Below are 21289 nucleotides of genomic sequence, written 5' to 3' on the forward strand. Positions count from 1 at the left end.
TCAACTAATCACGTGGTTCATCCAATGTCTTGATCAATTGACCATCGGTTCCGATCAAAACCTCAATTTCCTCTTTTCCTTTTTCCAATCCGATCTCATATTGGGAACCGTTGGGGTCTTCTATAAATTCAACCTCATCAATACTGTACTCGGAAAATTGTTTTTTTAAGGTTGTGACCACATTTTCAGGGATATCATTTTTCTTGATTTCATGTTCTGTTTCTTTCCACGTACCATCTTCCAAAAAATTGGCGGAATATTCAATACCATCCATTTTGAATTCCGCCTCCCACTCCTTTTCCGATTCTTTGTCCCAAGTAACTTTTTTTACATTCGGGAACTTCTTTACAAAGGATGCTTGTACTCGAAGGGGAGCCGAAGTCCGCTGTGCAAATGCATAAATCCCCAATCCCAAAATCAATGCTATGGGCAATCCGATTACATACTTTTTATTCTTCATGATCTACTGATTTAAAATTCTTTAGTAAATCTAGAACCCAATTCTAAAGATGGTTTTAAGCAATTCTAAAGTCGCTTTAAAGTTGTTTCTGCTCTTCAGTATTATCAGTAACCATGTGACGATGAGAAACGTAGATCATCAACCCGATCAATATTATGGATACGATGGTTGCGGGCAAGGTGCCCAGGTTCAATCCACCTTTGGCCATAGGTTTGGTCAAAAAATCCCCGAAGGTTGCCCCAAATGGCCTTGTGAATATAAATGCGACCCAAAAGAGTACAATCTGGTTCATCTTGGTAAAATAATGCAAGAGTATCACCAAAACAATAATCCCAGCGGTAACAAAGGCACCATATAAATAACTCAACCCAACAACATCGCTCAGGTAATCCCCAAAGGCGGTCCCCAAGCTGTTGGAAAACAGGATGGCCATCCAATAATGGATTTCCTTGTTTCGGTCAAATATGGGGTATACCTCCAGGTTCCCAAATCTTTTATGCCAGGTAAAAAGAGTCAAGAGTAATCCAGAAAACAGCAATAGACTTCCCCAGGTGTAACCCAAGTGGAGGCTTCTATCTATAAAATCGGATATTTCGGTCCCCAAGGTGGTAGTACCGATGATAACGAGCCAGTACCATACCGGAATGTATGCTTTTCTGGTCAATTGAATACCCAGTACCAGCCCGAAAAAAATTAGGGTGATCAGAATTCCCGTAGCATATCCCAAACCTAAGGTTTGGGGAATAAAATCCCCCAAAGTTTCTCCCAAGGTGGTCGCCACAATTTTCATCAACCAAAACAACAGGGTAATCTCCGCAACTTTGTTCAGTGTCTTCATTTTCGAAAAATTAGATTTTGTATTTAAACCCGACCCTGAAAATCTGGGTCTCAAAATAATTCTGGTAAATGGCCGTAACCCCTTGATCATATATCCGCTGACGAATCCCGAACCTGTTCAGGATATCACTGGCGGAAAAGGTCAGTTCCGCTTTTTTGTTCCAAAGTCGCTTCTTCAACCCAAGATCAATGGAGGAACGGGAAAGTTCCTTGCCCTGCGGAATATTCTTATCGGAATAATATATGCCAGTTACCTGAATTGAGAAATCCTTGGGCAGAACCATTTCTGTACTCATCTTGGCATTCCATGCGTCGGCAGTTGATTTCTCGGTAGAAAAACTTCTCTCATAGGGAAACAAAAGGGTTCCTTGGTAGGCATCAATGATGTTGGAGAACCAGTTAAACGTAGCAGAAACCTTCCAATTGTTGGTGATGTCCTGTCCCAGCAACAGTTCTATACCAGTATTGGTGGCTTTACCGGTATTTTGATAGATCCGGTTCACAATGTCATATTCTGGATTGGAATTGTCTATGCTATAAATCCGCATGTATTGATCTTGGATCATCCGATGGTATATGGCAGAATACAATGAGCCACTCCCCCATGTATATTTATGCGCCAGTTCCAAGGCATTCGTAAATTGCGGACGCAAATAGGGATTCCCTACTTTTAATAGTTCAGGATCGTCATATTTTGGAAAAATCCTAAGTTCCGGCTCTCCGGGACGATCAATTCTTCGATTGTAAAATGCCGAGATTTTGTTGTGGTCATTTAACTTGTAGGTGAAACGCACGTTGGGAAAAAGTTCAAAATAATCATACTTGTCATTGTTGGGATAATAAGCATTGGCCGGGTCCAAATCATAAAAAACGTTTGTTTGTTCTGCGCGAAGTCCGGTTTCCACATCATACTTCTCTTTCTCCAAAACATAGTTCACATACCCGGCATACAAGTTTTCACCCCAATCGGAAAACGTTCCCAAATCAGGATAAATAATGGATTGATTCCCTGGTGTGATCGTATAATCCACTGGCAATCTTCTGATCCGCAGTTTGGCCCCAAGTTCCAATCTCCCTGAGCTCAAGGGGCGAACATAATCCGAAGCAAGGGAAGTGGTGTTCTCAATGGCCCGGATGTTGGTCATATCCGTCCCTATCCTCACTGAAGAACTATCATTAAGGGAATAGGTTTCATCTTCCAATCCTTGGGTATATTGGGCACTGGCACTCAGTGTGTGACCAGGTTGTTCAAATTTATGTCTGTAGTTTACTGCAGCATTAATGAAACGGGTGATTTCTTCTTCTTGCCAACTATAGAAACGATTTCTATCATTGGTATTTAGGTTGATGAAGGCAACTTGGGCAGAATCGATATGCCGCTCACGATCATAAAGCCCCGAAAAGGTGAAACTATTTTTGTCGTCCATCTCATAATCAACCCCACCATTGACTATAGATCGAAACTGCTTTCTGTTCTCGGGGACCTGTGAAACAATGTTCCTGCCGTCATCATAGTCACGTGTGGTAAACTCATTATTGGGCAAAGCCTTTTGTAAAATGAACTCGGACTGGAGAAAGTAATTGACCTTATCCTTCCTGTAATTTAGGTTGAGGCTGGGTATCACTTTTGGGTTGGCCGAAAAGCTTCCCAAATCGGTGGGCGTATCTGCCCGTCTTTTTCCAAGGGCCCCTAGGCCAAATGAAAGTCCAACATCTCCATTGAGTCCCGTTTGCTTTTCTTTTTTATAGATGATATTGACAATACCTGCAAATCCGTTGGCATCGTACTTGGCAGAAGGATTATTGATGATTTCGATTTTTTCAATATTGGAGGCAGGAATATTGGCCAGACCCTTTTGATTGCCAAAACCCGTTAGACTGCTCTGCTTTCCATCGATAAGCACCACAACTTTATCGCTTCCCCTTAAAATCACCTTTCCATCTTGATCAAACGTTACTCCAGGGAGTGTTTTCATAGCATCCATGACCGAACCCCCAGATTGGGCTATGTTATCTTCCAAGTTGAAGGACTTTTTATCAAGTGCGGCATTGGTAGTGGCTTTTTTTCCGACAATCTCAACTTCTTGAAGATTTTGGGTACTTGGCTCAAGAGAGATCTTTCCCATATCAAAAATGGAATTCAATCCTCCTGATACCATCGTCCGCTCTGTGGTCGTATATCCGATAAAAGTAAAATAGAGCCTGTACTTTCCTATGGGAAGATCAATGATTTTAAACCGTCCATTCTCGTCCGTGATGGCTCCCGTGACCAACCTGTCATCCTCCAAACCATGAACGGCCACATTGGCAAAGGAAAGAGGTTGTTGGGTTTTAAAATCAAGCAATTGGCCGCTTATGGTTATGTTTTCTTGGGAAAATAAGGTTTGGCACGAAATGATAATCAGGAGGATGGATAGCACTTTGCTCATGGGATAACGTATTTGTTTGCCACCAAAACTAAACCCCAATCCTAAAGGGAATTTAAAGTTATCGATAATCTTGGTTTGAACTCTGGCTACTCTATAAAAGAAACGGTGAAATGATGCATCCCCGCCTCAAAATGATACGAGATGGTAAAGCCATACAGATCACAGATACGTTTAACAATGGCAAGGCCCAAACCGGTTGATTTAGCCCCATCCGATTCCCTATAAAACCGAGAGTAGAGCATTTCAGGGTGCCGTATTGCCTTTTCACCAGCATTAGCAATCGTTACTTTTCCATTTTGAGCGTTGACCAAAATATTTTTATGGCCTGTTGAATATTTTATAGCATTGGAAATCAAATTACTACAAAGTACCTGAGCTAAAAAGGGATCCATATTCACCCAAATGGATTCGTGAACTTCAAAGTCAATAGAAACGGCTGAGATTTCACTGAAATCCTGAATGGTTTCCTTCAGTTGCCTTGAAATATCCAATCTTTCCTTTTTCAAGAATTGGTTGTTTTCAATCTTGGTCAACAAGGTTAAGCGTTTGGTCATTTGGGTAAGCCGTTGGATATCCTTTTGTATGGAGGTCAATTGTTCATATTGGGTGTCTTCCAACATTTCGCCATTGATCACATTCTCTATTTTGGCTTGAATAATAGCTAAAGGCGTTTGCATTTCGTGGGAGACATCTTCCGTGTATTGCTTTAAATTTTTATAATCTGCACGTACTTTGTTGGTCAAGGTGGTCATCTCATCATTCAATTCGGAAAACTCCAAAACATCACTGTCCATCAACTCAATGGGGTTCTCGGAAGTCAGGGAGAAATTCTTCATCTGTTCCAGATTCCTGAAAAAAGGATACCATATTTTTTGATTCCTTGATTTATTGAGATAAAACAAGAAAATGAAGACCACCAGTATAATGACCAGATAGGAAAGTACCACAGCCAATAAAATGTTTTCCGATTCAACCACCAATGCCCGAACGGTAATCTTATAGTTTTGATCATTGATGGAAGAAAAAGAGGACAGTTCGCGGAATTCTTCCAATTCATTCTGGGACGGATCATAGATAAGGGTATCCTTGAATGTTTCCATGTCCAGTTTGTCAACTTTTACCACTTCCGCAACAGGAGGTAATTGGTAGACCATGCCTCCCTCCTCGATGGATTTTTCAATCCTGGACTCCGTTGAACGCAATTCTTCCTCAACCTCGGCCTGCAATACAACTCGAAGATAGTAGTACAGGATTACAGTACTGCCCAACATCAAAACAAGGCCTATCCAAAGAAAGGTTTTGGATGTTTTCTGAATCAGGGGAATTTTCTTGATTTTCTTCGCCATAGATCAGTCCTCCATGAATTTATAACCACTCCCATATGCCGTTTTGATATACTTACCTCCTGTCTCGGTCAACTTTTTACGCAGATTATTGATATGCACATAGATGAAATCAAAATTATCGGCCAAATCACTGTGGTCCCCCCATAAATGTTCCGCAATAATTTCCTTGGAAAGTACCCTCCCTTTATTGGTTATAAAGAATAACAACAGGTCGTACTCCTTTCGGGTCAATACGATTGGGCTGTTGTCCACATATGCCGTTCTTGAATTGGTATCAATGGAAATTTCATTGAATTCAATCCGCTCTGTACCACCAAACTTACCTCTCCTTAAAACCGCTTTAATACGCGAGTTGAGTTCTGCCAAATGAAACGGTTTGGTCAGGTAATCGTCCGCACCCAAATCCAGCCCTTCAAGCTTATCGTCCAATGAATTGTTCGCGGAGATGATGATGACAGGGGTTTGGGATTTATTCTTTTTCAATACCTTCAGGATATCAAGACCGCTACCGGTAATCAGGTTAATATCCAAGACCAAAAGATCATATTCGTACAAATCGATCTTGTACAAAGCCTCATAGTAATCGGAGGCCGATTCACAAACATTTCCATCCCTTTCCAAATAGGTTACTATGGAATTTTGAAGTTCAATCTCATCTTCGGCTATAAGGATTTTCATCATTTAAATTTAAGGAATAAATGTAGGATCCAATTCTTTAGAAAATCTAAAAATCCTTCCGATAGAGCCTAAGACCATCCCCTTTTACCTTGAATTTCAATGTGACAAATGTCACAGTATGCCTCACAAGGCCAACGTACCTTTAAATGGATTCCTATTGAATTTAAAGACATATTGCGATGAAACATACAGTGAAAATCTTGGGTACCGGTTGCCCCAAGTGTCAAAACCTGACCAAAGTTGTAACAGAGGTAATCGCCGAAAACCAGTTGGATGCCTCTGTTGAAAAAGTGGAAGATATCATGGCCATTATGCAATATAATGTGATGCTTACTCCAGCATTGGTGGTAGATGAAAAAGTGGTCATGAAGGGTCGGATACCCTCCAAAGAAGAAGTTTTGGACTTTTTAAATTAAATTTCCTTATTACAGGCATCATGTTCGATTGGTTGGAACATATGGCCCAATGGTTGGTCTATGGCATTTTTGGGATGAATCCCGATGATCATTTGGCCAAAGCCCTTGATTTCTTCATTTACGACAGTATTAAAATACTATTGCTGCTTTTTGCCGTAGTCTTTTTAATGGGAATCGTCAACAGTTATTTTCCTATTGACAAGGTCAAAAACTACTTATCGAGGAAAAAACTTTATGGTTCCGAATATCTAATGGCCAGCCTTTTTGGGGTGGTCACCCCTTTTTGCTCCTGTTCCTCGGTTCCTTTGTTCATCGGATTTGTTCGAGGGGGCATTCCCTTGGGGGTCACCTTTGCCTTTTTGGTCACCTCACCTTTGGTGAACGAAGTGGCCATTGGACTTTTTGTGGGATTGTTCGGGGTTAAAACCACGGTGTTGTATGTGTTGAGCGGCGTGTTGTTGGGAACGATTTCAGGGTTTATCCTTCAAAAATTAAAGCTGGAAAGATATCTGACTCCTTGGGTCAAAGAGGTTCTTACCAATGCCCAAAAGGAGCAGGAAGTGTTTGAAGAGGAAGAACACTCGTTCAAACAGCGGTTGCCCATTATTTGGCAGGAAGCCATAAAAATATTGAAAGGAGTACTCCCTTATGTCATCATTGGTATTGCCATCGGCGGGTTGATGCACGGTTACATCCCATCCGGCTTTTTTGAAAAATACATGGCCAAGGACAATCTATTTGCCGTTCCTATAGCAACTCTATTATCGGTGCCCATGTATTCCAATGCATCCGGTATTCTGCCCGTAGTACAAGTCTTGGTAGACAAAGGCATTCCTTTGGGAACGGCCATCGCCTTTATGATGGGGGTCGTTGGACTCTCTTTGCCAGAGGCCATGCTACTGAAAAAGGTCATGACATTAAAATTAATTGGAATATTCTTTGGTGTGGTCATGCTCTGTATCATGGTTTCGGGCTATCTTTTCAACATTATATTATAACTCAAAACAGCATTCATGAAGATCAAAAATCTGCTGCTTACCATTTTTATTTCAATATTGGCCTTCCAATTGAACGCCCAAATGCCCAAGGTGCATTCCATAGGTGCCATGAAAGATATGGGAAGCACCTACGACCTGCATATTTTATTGGATACCATCTCCCCTAAATCACATTTGTATGGTATGGGTCCGTATGATAGAATGAAGGGAGAAATCACCGTTGTTGATGGCAAACCTTATTTTGCCTCTGCTTTTGTGGATGGAGAATATAAGGTCGGTACCGATTGGAACATCCGATCACCTTTTTTTGTGTATTCCGATGTGAAGGAGTGGTCGGTTTTTAAAATAACCAGTTCTTTCAATTGTGTGGAAGGTATTCAAGATATTGTGGCATCCATTGCCAAGGCCAACGGATATAATCTAAAACAGCCTTTCCCATTTGTCATCAAAGGTCCATTTGATGGTCTAACGGGCCATATTGTAACGCCCAGAAATCCAGAGGTTGAAGGGTACCGAGAAGGTATCAAATCGCAGAAGTTTTCGTTCAAGGATACCAAAGGAGAACTTATTGGATTTTATTCTGAAAACCATCAGGGGGTTTTTACCCATGCCGATAGTTTTGTTCACATCCATTTTTTGAAGCGAGACAAATCGTTTATGGGACATTTGGATGAAATCACCACAAAGCCGTCTTCCTATAAATTGTACCTACCTAAGCGAAAATAAATCCCATCAATTCTTTTTGGTCTTGAACCAATAGCTGATGCCTACGGACCAGTAAAAAACACTTTCCAAATCTTCTTCATATACACCATCATCCGTGGTGAGTGTTGCGCTTGTCTGTGGGAAAGCCCAAGTGGGAGTAAACGAGAAAATCAAATGCTTGTATTGGTAATGAAGTGGAAGGCTTAATTCCAAATTAAGTACATTGAACTCCGAGGCTTCCGCTATTTCCACATTGGTGACGACATCTGCAGTTGAGGTACCACCTTGACCATTGCCCTGTCCTTTTCGATTCCCCAAACGACTTGTGGTGTAGTATTCCTGATAAAAATATTGTGATCCGGCAAAGACCGAAAACCTTGGGTCGATCAGGAGATTCCTCTTCAATGCATATATGGGTTTGTCCACTATGAATCCCAAAAACAGGTCTGGTGAGCCATTCTTGTTGAAATATGAGCTGGCATAAACGGAAAGCTCCATCAGTTTAAAATCATAACTGAGCAAACCAGTAATATCGGCCACTACTTCCGATTGCACATTATAACTGTCCTGGTTGTAAAAATACGCGGTTCCCGAAAGGCCACCGCTCCATTTCTTGGCTTCGAACAAATACCCCCCGGTGACATAAAAAAGGTCCACACGCTGATTACCTGAGCTTGTCAGGTAGGAAGCCGTTATATCGGCAAACAGCCCCGACTTGTCATAATATCCAATGGAAGGCAGTAAATAGGGCGCAGCAATGGAATCCCTTCGCCCCATAAAGATAGCATCGTTCATGTAACTCAAATCCGCAAGCACATAGGATGCTTCCTCATTGGACTTTTCTTTGGTAGTTTTTTGGGCAAATGCCCCAACAGTACCCAACACTAACATCACTACGATAATAACACAACGTTTCATAGCCTTGGTCTTTAAGATAAAAGAACCATGCCGCAATTGGCGGCATGGTTCCAAACCAAAATACAACTACATGATCTGTCCAGCTTTCTTCTTTTGAAGATTAGCCTTTTTGGACTTCATGTTCATCATGTTTTTTTGGAGCATCATTTTACGATGTTGGTACATGTTGTTAAATTTCACTCCATCAATGTTCAAACATTCGCCGTTTTGTAACCTCAACTGCTGACGATCTTGGTTCATATAAGAACCATCTGGGTTTACGGTCGTGCCATTCGCCAATTCCAATTGTTGTTGCAACCTGTTTTGGGATTGGGTCCTGATTTGGTAGAGTTCCCCATCAATGAGCATCACTTGGTACCTGTTTTGGTTCCTTGCTTGGATTTGGGCATTGGTAAGTCCTTGGTCCTCTTGCATAATTTTGTAGCGATATTGATACTCGTTACGGTACTTAATGCCGTCATTGTCCAAGCATTCCCCATCCCGTAATCTAAGCCGATCTCGGTCTTGGGTCATATAGGTTCCGTTGAGGTTAACAACCGTTCCATCACTCAAAGTGATAGGGTCTTGCAAACGTATTTGGTCGCGGTCACGTATTTGGAGCACGTCCCCATCGACCAACATTAAACGGTCTCGATTTTGATCGGGATCTTGGATCCTGTCCCTATCCCGGTCCTGTGCCTGTAGTGTCACTGTTCCCAGAACAGCCAACACCATTAAAACTACTTTTTTCATGGTACTCGTCTTTAAAAACTTATTGGTACAAAGGTATTTTCAAAGAAAACGAGCAACAATGATTTTAGTCACTAAACCACTTATTGTCAGTTATTTAGAATGATTAAATAGTAACAAATGTTACATAAGGACTATCGCTTTATTGCTTCACATAACGATACAGATCATCCGTGGCCTGCAAAAGCTTGCCCTTTAATGAAGGGTTTAAATCGGGATGGTCCGCCAAGTACTTTTCCATAAGTTCATAAGCCTCTGAGGCTTGGTATTGGCCAATAGTGGCACTGAGCCATCGCTTTGGAAAAAAGATGTCCCCTGTCTTTTGTATTTCTTCTAGAAGATCCAATGCCAAAGGCAGTTGTTTAATGGAGGAAGATTGATGTAACGGATGATGGATATAGCCACAGGCCGCCAAGACCCATGATTCCTTTTCCCGGTTTTTGGCTTCCCTGAACGATTCAAAAAAAGCACTTCTAACCGATTCATCCGAAGATAGGGCCGGTAGTAAAAACTCAAAACGTTTTAGTTTATCCGGATTATCCAATGCTTTTTTAGCGGTTTCCAGAATTTCTTCCGCCTCCGGATGCTCATATAGTGCCAAGGTCATGGCCATACTGGTATAATCGTCCTTATTGAGCTTTAGGTCTTGGATTTGTTGTTCCTTGTTCCAAATCTGGTACAATTTGTTCTTGGCTTCATCCGAATAGGCCATACCCTTCCAGAGACCAAAAATGTTTTTTTTGATGTTGGCAGCATGCTTTCCTTTGGTCAGTTCCTTCCAAAGCATCGCTTCGAGCAAAGGTTGTTGTGCAGCTCTCGCTTCTGGGGAAAGATAACTCCAATAAACACTACTGATCTGTCCACATATTAAACCATGTACCAGTTCATTTTGCTCCATTTGAACCCCTTTCAGGAACAAATCGAGTCCTTCCTCGGGAGCCAAATTGCCAGCTAGTATGTTTTCATAAGTATTCAAGTAGGCATAACCACGGGCAACCTCATCCTTTAAATGGGGTATAACTTGTAAATCATCCACCTCAACCGGAAATACACCATAACCAAAGGCATTGGAGTTGAATATGATGGCTTCCGGCCTGTGAAGCCCAATGGCTTCTTCCACTTTTACCGTACGTTCATCAATAGCCACAGGAATCACCAAAGTACTGTCCGGGTACACCAAGGTAACATCAAAAGCTTGGGGCCAAATCTTTTGGCTCCCATCCTCTGCCTTTTGGCTAAGGGAGAAACTTTTGATCTTATCGTTTTCATAACTGATGTCTTCCTTGAATATAGGCCTCCCAGATTGGTTCACCCAAACCTCGCTCCATTTCTGGAGGTCTTTGGGCGACCTGGCATCCAAAATATTCACCAAATCGTTCCAAGTGGCATTCCCATAGGCGTATTTGGAAATATACTCACGAATGCCTTCCCTAAACTCTTTCTCTCCAATAGCGGCTTCCAGTTGACGCATCATGATAGGGGCTTTGTTGTAAATGATACCGCCGTACAGGCTTCCCGCATTTTTCAGATTGTCCAAATCCTGACGGATTGGGTTGGTTCCCTTGGTCCTATCCTCTCCGTAAGCTCCTTGATAATGGGAAGTCATAAATTGCAACCTATGGTTGATATCCGGAAATGTAGGGTTGACAATCTTATCCGCCATAAAATTGGCAAAGACTTCCTTCATCCAAACATCGTTGAACCAATCCATGGTGACCAAGTCGCCGAACCACATATGTGAGGTTTCATGGGCAATGAGCTTGGCCCTACCCAACTTTTGTCTCTCCGTGGCACTTTCATCCAAGAACAATGACGGCTCCCGATACTGAATGGCCCCAACATGCTCCATGCCTCCATATTGAAATCCGGGAATACCCACAAAATCCAACTTTTGAAATGGAAATTGATATTGGGTATAGCCTTGGAGGAAATCAATGGATTTTTGGTGTATGTCGAAAACGGGCCAAGTACTCAATTTGATCTTGGTGGTGTCCGTTTCCCTGTACAGGAAGGTCATATCAAAAATTCCGGGGTTTTCAGTCACCGATTCAAACTTTCCTACCACAAATGAAAAGAGATAGGTGCTCATGGGATCGCTTTCGTTAAATTGATAGTGGGTCTTGCCATCCTCTTCCGAGCTTTTCTCCAAAGGTGCACCACATAGCACTTTCCAACCGTTGGGTGCTTTGATGTCCAAAATATATTTTGCCTTGATATTGGGTTGATCAAAGCATGGGAACAAAGTGCTGGCTCTGTCCGGAACCAAAAGTGTATAAAGGAAATCATCATTTCGGTTAAGGGACAGCTCTCCCGCATCAAACGTGATTTGAATAGCGTTTTGACCTTTTTGCAGATGGTCCGTAATGATCACATGTTCCTTTTGATGATTGATGTCTTGCTTTTCTCCATTAACCACCAACTCTTTCAACAAAGATCCATCGGCATTGAAGTCAAGATATAAAGGTTGCGACAGATCCTGCAGGTCAAGTTTAAGGTCTAGCCTTGATGGTATGGGCGATGCCTTCTCCTCTGGAATATCAAAGGACAACGTATAAATGACATTTGAAACTTGAGAATGCCGGTATTCTGCCATTTTTAAGGGAATACCCACATCCAATAAATCTATTTTAGGGGTGGTCTGGCATGCGGCAAAAAGCAATAGAGCACAAAGGGGGAATGTTTGGTTCCTTTTCATTTTGGAGCGTTTGGTTTAGGACCCAAAAGGTACCAATTTTTGTTGATGTCACATCAACGGAACCGAATACAAAAAGAAGGCCAACGCATGGGGTTTATTCCGTAACCACGCAATTGATGATATCCACCCCCGTATTTCCGGTAGCGGGATTATAGGCATATACCAAGACCTGATAACTCCCCGCACCATCTATCTTGACATTTCCTTCAAACAGGTTTCGCGAAGGGTTTGCCAAGGTCAACTCGCCAAAAGCTTGTCCATCCTTTTTCACAACGGCTTTCACTTCCATGGCCTCGGAATCCCAGATACCGCCTTTTTCTATCGGACAGCCGCACATCATCACAATATTGGCCTTGACATCCAACCCAGTAGATTTAATGGATTCCAAAGGAATGTATTGATGTGTATTTGGGGTAAGGATATCAATTACAAATCCTGGGATTTCCAGCACTACCCCGTCGCCCAAAATATCCTTTCCTGGAATGAGCCAAAGCTCCGTGCTGGTATGCACTTGGGCATTTTTTCTACTGATGGGCGATATTACCTCCACACGGACAAAGGTGGGTTCGGAAATATCCACCACGGCCAAAAAACCAGCGGTTTTATCATCTGCCAACTGGGTAAACCTGTCTTTTGGGGTTTTCATGATCAAGCCGGTATTGCCCGTGCTTCCCGTGGTAATGCCCTCGGCCAGGATTTGTCCATTGATGGTGTTCCTAACAATTATGTGGGCCCCTCCAATGGAACTTCCCACAAACTTGGCATCCTTTGCCTTAGCCCTGACCATAAGTTTGGTTTCGGTAGCAAAGACATGTAGACATAGTGAAAAAAGTACGGCGAAGAGAACTGATCTTTTCATGATGGGTATATTGGTTTCTGTCCCTAAACTTAGTGTTTTTTCACAAGTTGTCTTCTTAAAGACTGGCTAGTTTTTCAACATCGGTACCTAAAATAGTGTCCAGGTTACTTTCAATTTTTTCCACGGGCCAATTCCACCATTGAATTTTCAAAAGGGATGCAATGATTTTTTCATCATATCGCTTCTTTAATGCTTTTGCGGGATTTCCACCGACAATGGTATACGGTTCCACATCCTTGACCACTACGGAACGTGCCCCGATTATGGCACCATCCCCTACCGTAACCCCCGGCATGATTACCGCTTCCATCCCGATCCAAACGTCGTTACCAATAATCGTGTCCCCTTTTTTCTCAGAGACCTGAAACATCGCCTGTATCTCCGCCACAGTGGTTTCTGGCGTCATCATGAAGTTGTTGAATGGAAATGTGGAGAAACCACTCATATTGTGGTTGGCCGAACTGGTGATGAACCGGACACCGTGGGCAATCTGGCAAAACTTGCCCATAACCAATTTTTCCGGGCTCAACGGGAAAAGATATGGTGCCAAAAAGGCTGCGTAGTTGTCCAAAACCTCAAAATGTCCAAAGTAACTGAAATCCCCTATTTCAATCCTTGGATGGTCCACTACTTGATTTAAGTGTACAACCGTTTGGATTTCGTTCCCGTTTGGCATGACCATGGGGTACTTCTTTTTTGGATTCAATAGTGTATTTGTCATTATCTAGTTTGTTGTATCATTTAAAATCTACCCGTTCCATGACCATTTTGCGTCCGGGCATCTCGATTTCCTGTTTTAAAAGTATCCTTGATTTTTTGTCGATGTAGTAATAGCTTGGCATTTGATTATTGCTGATATCATCCGTGACCAGTACTTTCCATACTTCTTTGGGTTGACCATCGATTTCCATGACTTCGGAATCCACTGCCTTAATAGTGGCAGTAATCACTCCGGTTTGCGTATTCGGGTTGAAATCAAATATGGAAATGACCTGTTGGTATCCATCTTCTAAGGGCAACCATCTGATCAATTGAGGGTAGCTGTTGCTATCAAAAAAAGAGACTGCCGATTCTTGGTCCAGTTCCGTTTTCTTACCTGTCTTTTTATCGTTGTAATATCCAGTCAAACGATCTTCAAAATGAATGACCATATCCCTGTTTTGGTTATAAGAAGAGTGGTATAGCGGAGCAAGATCCTTCAATTTTACTATGGTACTGTCTACCCAAGGTTCAGTAAGTTGTGGCATGGCCACATGGGTAATCAAAGTCAGTTTTTCGCCATCATGTTGAATACTTGTGGTGACCTCGCCCAATTCATGGGATATGGTATCCTGAAGCACAAGCCATTTCATGGTATAATTTTCATCCTTGATCCATGTGGAGTCAAAGGGATTGTTACCAGGAGCGATGGCTTGCTGACCATAAGTAAAAGCCAAACAAAGTGAAAAGGTTAGGGTAGCAATATTTTTAATCATCAAAAGTTTTTTTGGTTCCATAAGTTTTTGTTGTTGGGGTTTGGATGCAAACTGAAATTTGCAATGGCCAACGGAATAATTTTTCTTTGCTGCCCCATTAGACTCAAAAAATATGATTTGTTACATCCTTCTTACATCATGTCCCAAAAATATTGGCATAAGAGAATATTCCTATTGACCTATATCAATAAAGCATATTCTACAGACCATTATTTGATGTTGGAAAAACTGGCAACAGACGAAAGACTCGTCAAAAGGATAACTACCTGATAGAACGTAACTGTTGTAGTTCAGCTTCAGCAGCCAATACCAGATTTTTAAAATGACCAAGGTCCTTTTTGGGGCAAGAATGGGATAGTTGGAACTGTGAACTTTCAAGAAGTCGTTCGCAATAGGCTATCTTTTCGTTGATGGGCAATTTGGAAATGGTGTGCTTGTACAATTGATCCAATTGGCACAATGGGGGGCAATCCGGTTTATTTCTTAGAAAATTGAACATTTGAAAAAACAGTTGGTTGGTTTCCTAAATTGCCACAAAAACCACGCCAACCATAGATTTTTAATTATTCTTCCACACGGAGCATAAACCCACGCCGGTTAACATTTACAATACTGACCCTGGGATCTTTACTGAGATGTTTTCGTAAGTGAGACACAAAAACGTTGAGGCTCTTTTTGTTGAAGTAATCATTCTTGTCCCATATGGTCGTCAAGATTTCCTTATGCGTACACAATTGGTTTTGGTTCATGGCCAAAAGCGTCAAGAGGTCAAATTCCTTGCCCGTGAGCTTTATCAACTCTCCCTTGTATCGGAGTTCAAAATTTTCAGTATTCAATAAATAGTCCCCAATTTTATACTCGGCAGCCTGCTGCTGCTCTTCAGAATCCATAACCAATCTCATCAACAAGGCATTGATGCGAACCACCAGTTCTTCCTCATCAATAGGTTTTTTGAGATAGTCCACCGCACCCAATGAGAAGCCTTTTAAAACATCTATCTTCAGCGATCGGGCCGTTAAAAATATAAAAGGTAGATCCGGGTTGATGCTCTTGATCTTTTGTGAAAGTTCAAAACCGTCCATGTCAGGTAACATGACATCCAGAATTGCCAGGTCGAATATATTGGTCTCGGTCTTCACCAGGGCTTCTTGCGCATTCTTTGCCCATGTGACTACAAACCCCTTCATTCCTAAGTATTCCGAGAGCAAATATCCTAAAGAGGTATCATCTTCAACCAGAATCAATTTGTACTTTCTATCCATTTTTGGTCAATTTAAAGGAAAGGGTAAATCTTGTCCCTTTTCCCAATTCGCTTTCCACCGAGATCTTTCCCCGATGCATCCTTACAATTTTTTGTACATAGGACAATCCAAGACCATAACCTTTCACCCTGTGCACATCGCCATTCTTAATCCTAAAATATTTTTGGAAAATTCTTTTTTGGTCTTGCTTGGAGATTCCCTGTCCGTTATCCTCTATGGAAATGAAAAGTTTTCCTTTTTGGGTAAATGCTTTCAGACGAATGACCGGGTCATCGGAGTATTTTTTGGCATTCTCCAACAGGTTGGCAATAACATTTTCCAAATGGAACTTTTCCGCCTTGATTATATAGTAATCTCCAAAAAGTTCATAGTCGAAGTCAAGGTTTTCACTGGCTGCCAAAATTTTAAAATCCATACAGATACGTTCCAATTCCGGCTTAAAGTCTATTTCTTTGAACTGCATCAGTTTTTTTCCCGACTCCAAGCTGGCCAATTCCAAGACTTTATCGATATGACTTCGCAACCTATCCGTTTCACGTCTTATAAGCTCCACAACTGGTCTTTTCTCCTCCGATATCCCCTCCTCCAAAATCTTGCTGGCAAGACCTATGGAGAACACTGGGGTTTTGAGTTCATGGGTCAGATTATTGATGAAATCGTTCGTTGTGGTAATCAAACTGCTCTGCCAGTAAAAAGACCTCAATACCCATATCACCACCACGATTATAGCCAACAGAAATATAAAACTAGGAATAATAAGCCCTTTTATTTGACCCATAAAATATTTGTTCAAATCTTCAAAACCCAACTCAAGAATCACTTCTTTGTTCAGCAACTCTGGAAGGTAACCATTGAGTTTAATAGGATAGGTCAAGGCATCCTCACTTTGTATGTGGGGTCTTACTGAAGTCAAATACTGTATGGAATCCCTCGAATATAGAGCATAGGTAAAAGGGGCATCAATACCGGAAACACCCAATTGGTAGGCAATATAATCGTTTAGATAAAACTGGGAAGCCTTCTCCAAACTATCCAAACCTATATTAACTTCCGAAGTATCCTTTTCAATGGCATTGCCAAGCGTGTATGTCAAAGAGTTGACTTCGGAAAGTTCTTTGCCGATGTTTGTCCTTGCCCTGTCCATCTTTTCTGAAAACTGTACCCTTGCCAGTCCCAAGCCCACACGCAAGTATTGATATTGCACCACCAAAAGGCCAATAACCGATACCACAAAAACAAGTACGTATACATTTCTTTTGGTCAGCATGGTGCTAAATAAACAAAAAAACACCAGCTATTTACCTCTTGGTTAACCCTATTAATCTTTCATTAATCTTTTTGATCGATTGTTAATCCCTAGGCACACCATTAAGATTTATCTTAGCCATGAGTTTAGTTAAGAAATATATTGTAGTGTAAACAAAGGGCCGATCCATGTGGATCGGCCCTTTGTTTTGTAGAACTGGGGTGTAAAAACATTTCATTGTCATTTGCCCTAGCATATCATTATCTTTGCAGTCCAAATTTTAGACATGTTCAGTTTTTTTCAAAAGAAGGTTTACTTGGCCGACTATCTGCATGGACTTGTGGATATCCACAACCACATTCTTCCGGGTATTGATGATGGGGCAAAATCGGTGGAAGATTCCATTGGGCTGATCAATGGCTTTGCCGAACTAGGGGTGAAAAGTTTTATATGCACCCCGCACATTATGCACAACCATTACGATAATACGCCCGCAACAATCAAGAAATCCTATCAACATCTTGAGGCAGAACTTGAAAAAAGGGGGATTACGGATGTCTCTCTGGATATTGCTGCAGAACACATGATCGATGATAATTTTGAGAATATTCTTAAGGACCAACAAGTGATGCCTCTCCATAAGGAATATTTATTGGTAGAAATGTCGTTTTTGCAACCTTCCTTCAATTTTGAAATGGCCATAGATGAAGTTGCACGGCAACAGTATTTCCCTATTTTGGCCCATCCGGAACGCTATATGTATTTTCATCAAAAATATGGCAAATATCCTTCCATGAAATCGAATGGTATCATGTTCCAGCTAAATCTATTGTCCCTTGCTTCGGAATCCTATGGAACCAGTATAACAAAAATGGCTGAAAAACTTCTCGGGGATGGTTTGATTGACTTTGTGGGCACTGATATACACAATACCAGACAACTGAGCTTGTTGAAAGAAATCAAATTATCGAACAAGGTTCTGAACCAGTTACTGCCTGTGATAGAAAATACCATCCAGACCTTTTATTGATTAGGAAAAGCTCCACCATTTCTTCACGGTTTTTCCGTAGCCATAACCATATTTTCCCCCATATCCTAGGTTGGTCTGCTTAACATTGTTCACAACAAATGACAAGCCTTTCAATTTGCCTTCTTCCTTCAATTTCAATGGGAATTCCAATGCTTTGGTCTCGGTAACCCCGGCCTTTACCACATATAGAATTTGGCTTGCATATTCGCTTATGAGCAAAGTATCAGTCACAACCATTAATGGGGCGGTATCCACAATTACATAATCATACTTCTTAGATACTTCCTTGAACAACTCTCCCGCTCTGTCACTCATCAACAGTTCAGTAGGATTAGGTGGTATTTTACCTGAAAAGATTATATCAATTGTACTTTCATTGATTTTAGTAGGCACCACTATATCTTCCACTCCGAGACTTGGGTTTACAAGATACTCTGTTAAACCGTTCTTACTAAGTGTTCTTTGCTTTGAACTACTGGTATTACCCATGATATCCGTAGAGAAGAAGTCATACAATTTAGGATTTCTGATATCTGCCCCTACCAACAAGACTTTTTTCCCCGTGTTAGCATAAATAGCTGCCAAATTTGATGAGATGAATGTTTTTCCTTCTCCCGGAATACTAGAAGTTAGAAATATCAAATTATTGTTTGAAGATGTTTTTTGTGATTTTTGAATATAGTTCAGATTGGTGCGTAAAATTCTTAGTGATTCAGCCAAAACAGACCTATCATCTTTCTTAACCAACCTTTCTTCTTTTCGACCAAGTTTAGGGATTTCAACAATAACGGGAACATCATGTCCTGCAATCTTTTCCAAATCCAATTTGTTATGCACTTTATTATCCAATAACTCTTTAGCATAAATGATTGAAAATGGGACAAACAATCCCAAAAAAATAGCAGCTAAAAATATTTTTGTTTTATCTGGGGATATTGGTCTATTAAAAGGCTCATATGCCCTGTCCACCACTTTTGACTTAGGCGATGCCGACGCAAAAGCAATCTGAGATTCTTCCCTTTTTTGCAAAAGGTACAGATAGAGAGACTCGGTAGTTTGTTGTTTTCTGGTTATGTCCCTCAAAGCTCTTTCATTACTTGGAGCTGCATATATACGTGAATTGATGCGATTACGTTGCTGGCTTAAACTGTTGACCTGCATCGTTAAATTACTTGTCATGCTAGAAAGACTAGACCTTAAACTATTTTTTAACCCTTGTAATTCTTGGTCCAAATTTACAATTATTGGATTACTCTCATTGGAACTCTTAAGTAGCCTTTTTCGTTCCAAAACAAGTTCATTATACTTGGATGTCGTGTTAGCAATAGTTACATCGGAAAGCCCAATATTTGATGGCAATACCTCGTAATCATCCTCATTATCAACATAATCCATCATAGATGATGCAATATCAAGCTGCGTCGAGGTATTTTGTAATTCTTGACTTGTTGCTGCACTGATGTTCAAATTGACATTTGATTCAGAAGCAATATCAGTCAAACCCCTGGAAGACTTGAACTCCTCTGCCGATTGATCAACATTTGAAAGATTCGATGCTATATCAACAATTCTATTATTGATAAACTCCGAGGTTTTATCCGCAATCATTTTCTTGTCATTAATTGCGTTGCCATTATACACATCAACCAGTGAATTAATGAAGTCTTTGGCTTTTTGCTGAATGTGGTCATTTAAGGATAAAATGATAACATTAGACCCTTTTTCTGTAGGATAAATGTTGATGCGTTGAAGATAGCTTTCCGCAACAGAGGATACAGGACTGATCACTATTTTGATATCTCTATCCAAATAATGTTCCAACCTTTGATTATCTGGGGTAATTATCAAATCCCCTATTGGAGTTTCAATATTTTGCCCAAATATATATTCACGAGGAAATTCTTCCTCATTGAAACCCATTCTAAAGGCTGTTGTACTGATTGGCCGAATGTACAAGGTTAGTCTGGAGTTGTCTATAATCGAGTCGTTCTCAATAAAATTAAGCTTTAACGGATAACCTTCATACAGTTCGGAGTCGAGTATGTTTCCAATTAGATAGAATCGAGTATTTAAGTTAAGCTTGTCAACAACCTCTATGAAATTTGACCTAGATTTGATTACTTCTATCTCATCTTCAACAAGGTTTGTATAAGAACCGCCACCAAAAACTTCTAAATCTTGAAACAGGCTCAATTCCGGTGAACTTCCCCCTTCATCTTGCAATATAATTTTAGATTCTATTAAATATTCAGGAACTGAATAACGGATATATACATATGCCAAAAAAAGTGAAAATAAAACTGCGCCAAAAAACCAAGGCCATCGTTTTGTGTAATTACTTATCAGTTGTTTTAAATCCAATCTATTAAAACTTAATAATTATGTATAAACTTTGTTTTGTTTGGTAAAAAATCTCCCAAGAAACTAGTTCCTTGTAATCAAAATTACTGTTGTGGTGATGATCAAGGACAAAACTGATATGGCAATTGTAGTTCTACTGTCAAGAGAGGCCGATGCAACAGCAGAATTATTTGGCTCTACATAAATAACATCATTCTGTGTAAGGTAAAACACGGGGGATTTCACTGCATTCTTGGACGTGATATCAATTCTATTATAAACCTTTGTACCCCCAAAATCTCTAATAACCAGTATATTTTTTCTTTCTCCTTTGATCGTCAAATCCCCAGCTAATCCAAGTGCTTCAAGTATCGTTATTTGTTCTCCATTTACAGGATAAGTTCCAGGACGGCTAACCTCACCTAAGACAGTAACGGTGAAATTCCGTAAACGTATATTTATGATGGGGTCTTTTAGATAGTCATTGAGTTTTTCTGTCAGCAATAATCTAAGTTCTTCAGGGGAAAGACCGGCAACCCTTATCTTTCCAACAACAGGAAAATCTATATTCCCCTCTTTATCAACAAGATAATCGACTTGTTGTACCGTAGTTCCACTATCACCAGCTACCCCAACAGTAAGGTTGAAAGGAGAACTGGCCTCAGGGTTTAAAGTCGAAACATATATACTTATCACATCGTCAACTTTAAATCTGGATGAATATGCATTACCATCATCAACCAAAGTTTCAAAATCAGTCGCATCTTGAAAATAAATAATCTTTTGGGGAGAGGTACATGAAACCACTAGGCATGCAATCGCTGACACGCTGATCAACCATTTAATTTTTTGGAACATTGGATACA

Annotated in this window: 20 protein-coding genes; 4 read left to right on the forward strand and 16 right to left on the reverse strand. The window is 40.7% G+C overall.

The features are described 5' to 3' along the window. Positions 1-4: 4 nt before the first annotated feature. The 5 genes from D2U88_RS00370 to D2U88_RS00390 form a co-directional block, all read right to left on the reverse strand. Positions 5-460, reverse strand: a complete 456-nt coding sequence (locus D2U88_RS00370; protein WP_119638317.1) for a PepSY-like domain-containing protein — start codon at positions 458-460, stop codon at positions 5-7. A 76-nt stretch (positions 461-536) separates the two neighbouring features. After that, on the reverse strand, positions 537-1298 hold the full coding sequence (locus D2U88_RS00375) for a COG4705 family protein (RefSeq protein ID WP_119638318.1): 762 nt from the start codon (positions 1296-1298) through the stop codon (positions 537-539). Between the two features lie 10 nt (positions 1299-1308). Then, positions 1309-3726: a TonB-dependent receptor gene (locus tag D2U88_RS00380; RefSeq protein ID WP_119638319.1), complete on the reverse strand. Its 2418-nt coding sequence runs from the start codon at positions 3724-3726 to the stop codon at positions 1309-1311. A gap of 86 nt (positions 3727-3812) precedes the next feature. Beyond that, positions 3813-5072 (reverse strand): sensor histidine kinase, encoded by a 1260-nt coding sequence (locus tag D2U88_RS00385; RefSeq protein ID WP_119638320.1) that lies wholly within the window; start codon positions 5070-5072, stop codon positions 3813-3815. A gap of 3 nt (positions 5073-5075) precedes the next feature. After that, the gene (locus D2U88_RS00390) at positions 5076-5750 is read right to left on the reverse strand and encodes a response regulator transcription factor (protein WP_119638321.1); all 675 of its coding nucleotides are present in this window, start codon (positions 5748-5750) and stop codon (positions 5076-5078) included. Between the two features lie 179 nt (positions 5751-5929). On the opposite strand from D2U88_RS00390, the gene D2U88_RS00395 reads away from it, so the two are divergent. The 3 genes from D2U88_RS00395 to D2U88_RS00405 are packed head-to-tail and all read left to right on the forward strand — an operon-like array spanning position 5930 to position 7890. Continuing rightward, positions 5930-6166, forward strand: a complete 237-nt coding sequence (locus D2U88_RS00395) for a thioredoxin family protein (RefSeq protein ID WP_119638322.1) — start codon at positions 5930-5932, stop codon at positions 6164-6166. A 20-nt stretch (positions 6167-6186) separates the two neighbouring features. Continuing rightward, complete coding sequence (locus D2U88_RS00400) at positions 6187-7164, forward strand: permease (protein WP_119638323.1); 978 nt, start codon at positions 6187-6189, stop codon at positions 7162-7164. Positions 7165-7179: 15 nt separating this feature from the next. Further along, complete coding sequence (locus D2U88_RS00405) at positions 7180-7890, forward strand: acetolactate decarboxylase (protein ID WP_119638324.1); 711 nt, start codon at positions 7180-7182, stop codon at positions 7888-7890. Positions 7891-7896: 6 nt separating this feature from the next. Here D2U88_RS00405 and D2U88_RS00410 read toward each other — a convergent pair whose 3' ends face one another. From D2U88_RS00410 to D2U88_RS00450, 9 genes are all read right to left on the reverse strand, one after another. Beyond that, positions 7897-8787: a hypothetical protein gene (locus D2U88_RS00410; RefSeq protein ID WP_119638325.1), complete on the reverse strand. Its 891-nt coding sequence runs from the start codon at positions 8785-8787 to the stop codon at positions 7897-7899. Between the two features lie 66 nt (positions 8788-8853). After that, positions 8854-9519: a DUF6799 domain-containing protein gene (locus D2U88_RS00415; protein ID WP_119638326.1), complete on the reverse strand. Its 666-nt coding sequence runs from the start codon at positions 9517-9519 to the stop codon at positions 8854-8856. Between the two features lie 139 nt (positions 9520-9658). Beyond that, a complete protein-coding gene (locus D2U88_RS00420) occupies positions 9659-12211 on the reverse strand; it encodes a M1 family metallopeptidase (RefSeq protein WP_119638327.1) in 2553 nt (850 codons plus the stop codon). Between the two features lie 94 nt (positions 12212-12305). Continuing rightward, on the reverse strand, positions 12306-13070 hold the full coding sequence (locus D2U88_RS00425) for a hypothetical protein (protein WP_119638328.1): 765 nt from the start codon (positions 13068-13070) through the stop codon (positions 12306-12308). Positions 13071-13125: 55 nt separating this feature from the next. After that, positions 13126-13791 carry a CatB-related O-acetyltransferase gene (locus tag D2U88_RS00430; RefSeq protein WP_119638329.1) on the reverse strand — a complete coding sequence of 222 codons (666 nt, stop codon included), beginning with the start codon at positions 13789-13791 and terminating at the stop codon, positions 13126-13128. A gap of 16 nt (positions 13792-13807) precedes the next feature. Next, on the reverse strand, positions 13808-14545 hold the full coding sequence (locus tag D2U88_RS00435; protein WP_119638330.1) for a DUF3108 domain-containing protein: 738 nt from the start codon (positions 14543-14545) through the stop codon (positions 13808-13810). Between the two features lie 262 nt (positions 14546-14807). After that, positions 14808-15044 (reverse strand): hypothetical protein, encoded by a 237-nt coding sequence (locus D2U88_RS00440; protein WP_119638331.1) that lies wholly within the window; start codon positions 15042-15044, stop codon positions 14808-14810. Positions 15045-15108: 64 nt separating this feature from the next. Continuing rightward, a complete protein-coding gene (locus D2U88_RS00445; RefSeq protein ID WP_119638332.1) occupies positions 15109-15807 on the reverse strand; it encodes a response regulator transcription factor in 699 nt (232 codons plus the stop codon). Beyond that, on the reverse strand, positions 15800-17074 hold the full coding sequence (locus D2U88_RS00450) for a sensor histidine kinase (RefSeq protein WP_119638333.1): 1275 nt from the start codon (positions 17072-17074) through the stop codon (positions 15800-15802). The genes D2U88_RS00445 and D2U88_RS00450 overlap by 8 nt, the downstream gene beginning before the upstream one ends. Before the next feature lie 265 nt (positions 17075-17339). Between D2U88_RS00450 and D2U88_RS00455 the strand changes: the two genes are divergently transcribed. Then, entirely contained in the window at positions 17340-18083 is a 744-nt protein-coding gene (locus tag D2U88_RS00455; protein ID WP_119638334.1) for a tyrosine-protein phosphatase, read from the forward strand. On the opposite strand, the gene D2U88_RS00460 is transcribed toward D2U88_RS00455, so the two are convergent. Together D2U88_RS00460 and D2U88_RS00465 are read right to left on the reverse strand one after the other, a co-directional pair. Then, a complete protein-coding gene (locus D2U88_RS00460) occupies positions 18084-20444 on the reverse strand; it encodes a GumC family protein (RefSeq protein ID WP_119638335.1) in 2361 nt (786 codons plus the stop codon). Between the two features lie 63 nt (positions 20445-20507). Continuing rightward, positions 20508-21281 carry a polysaccharide biosynthesis/export family protein gene (locus D2U88_RS00465; RefSeq protein ID WP_235855686.1) on the reverse strand — a complete coding sequence of 258 codons (774 nt, stop codon included), beginning with the start codon at positions 21279-21281 and terminating at the stop codon, positions 20508-20510. Positions 21282-21289 lie beyond the last annotated feature (8 nt).

This window comes from Flagellimonas aequoris (genome assembly GCF_003584165.1).
Lineage (GTDB): Bacteria > Bacteroidota > Bacteroidia > Flavobacteriales > Flavobacteriaceae > Flagellimonas > Flagellimonas aequoris.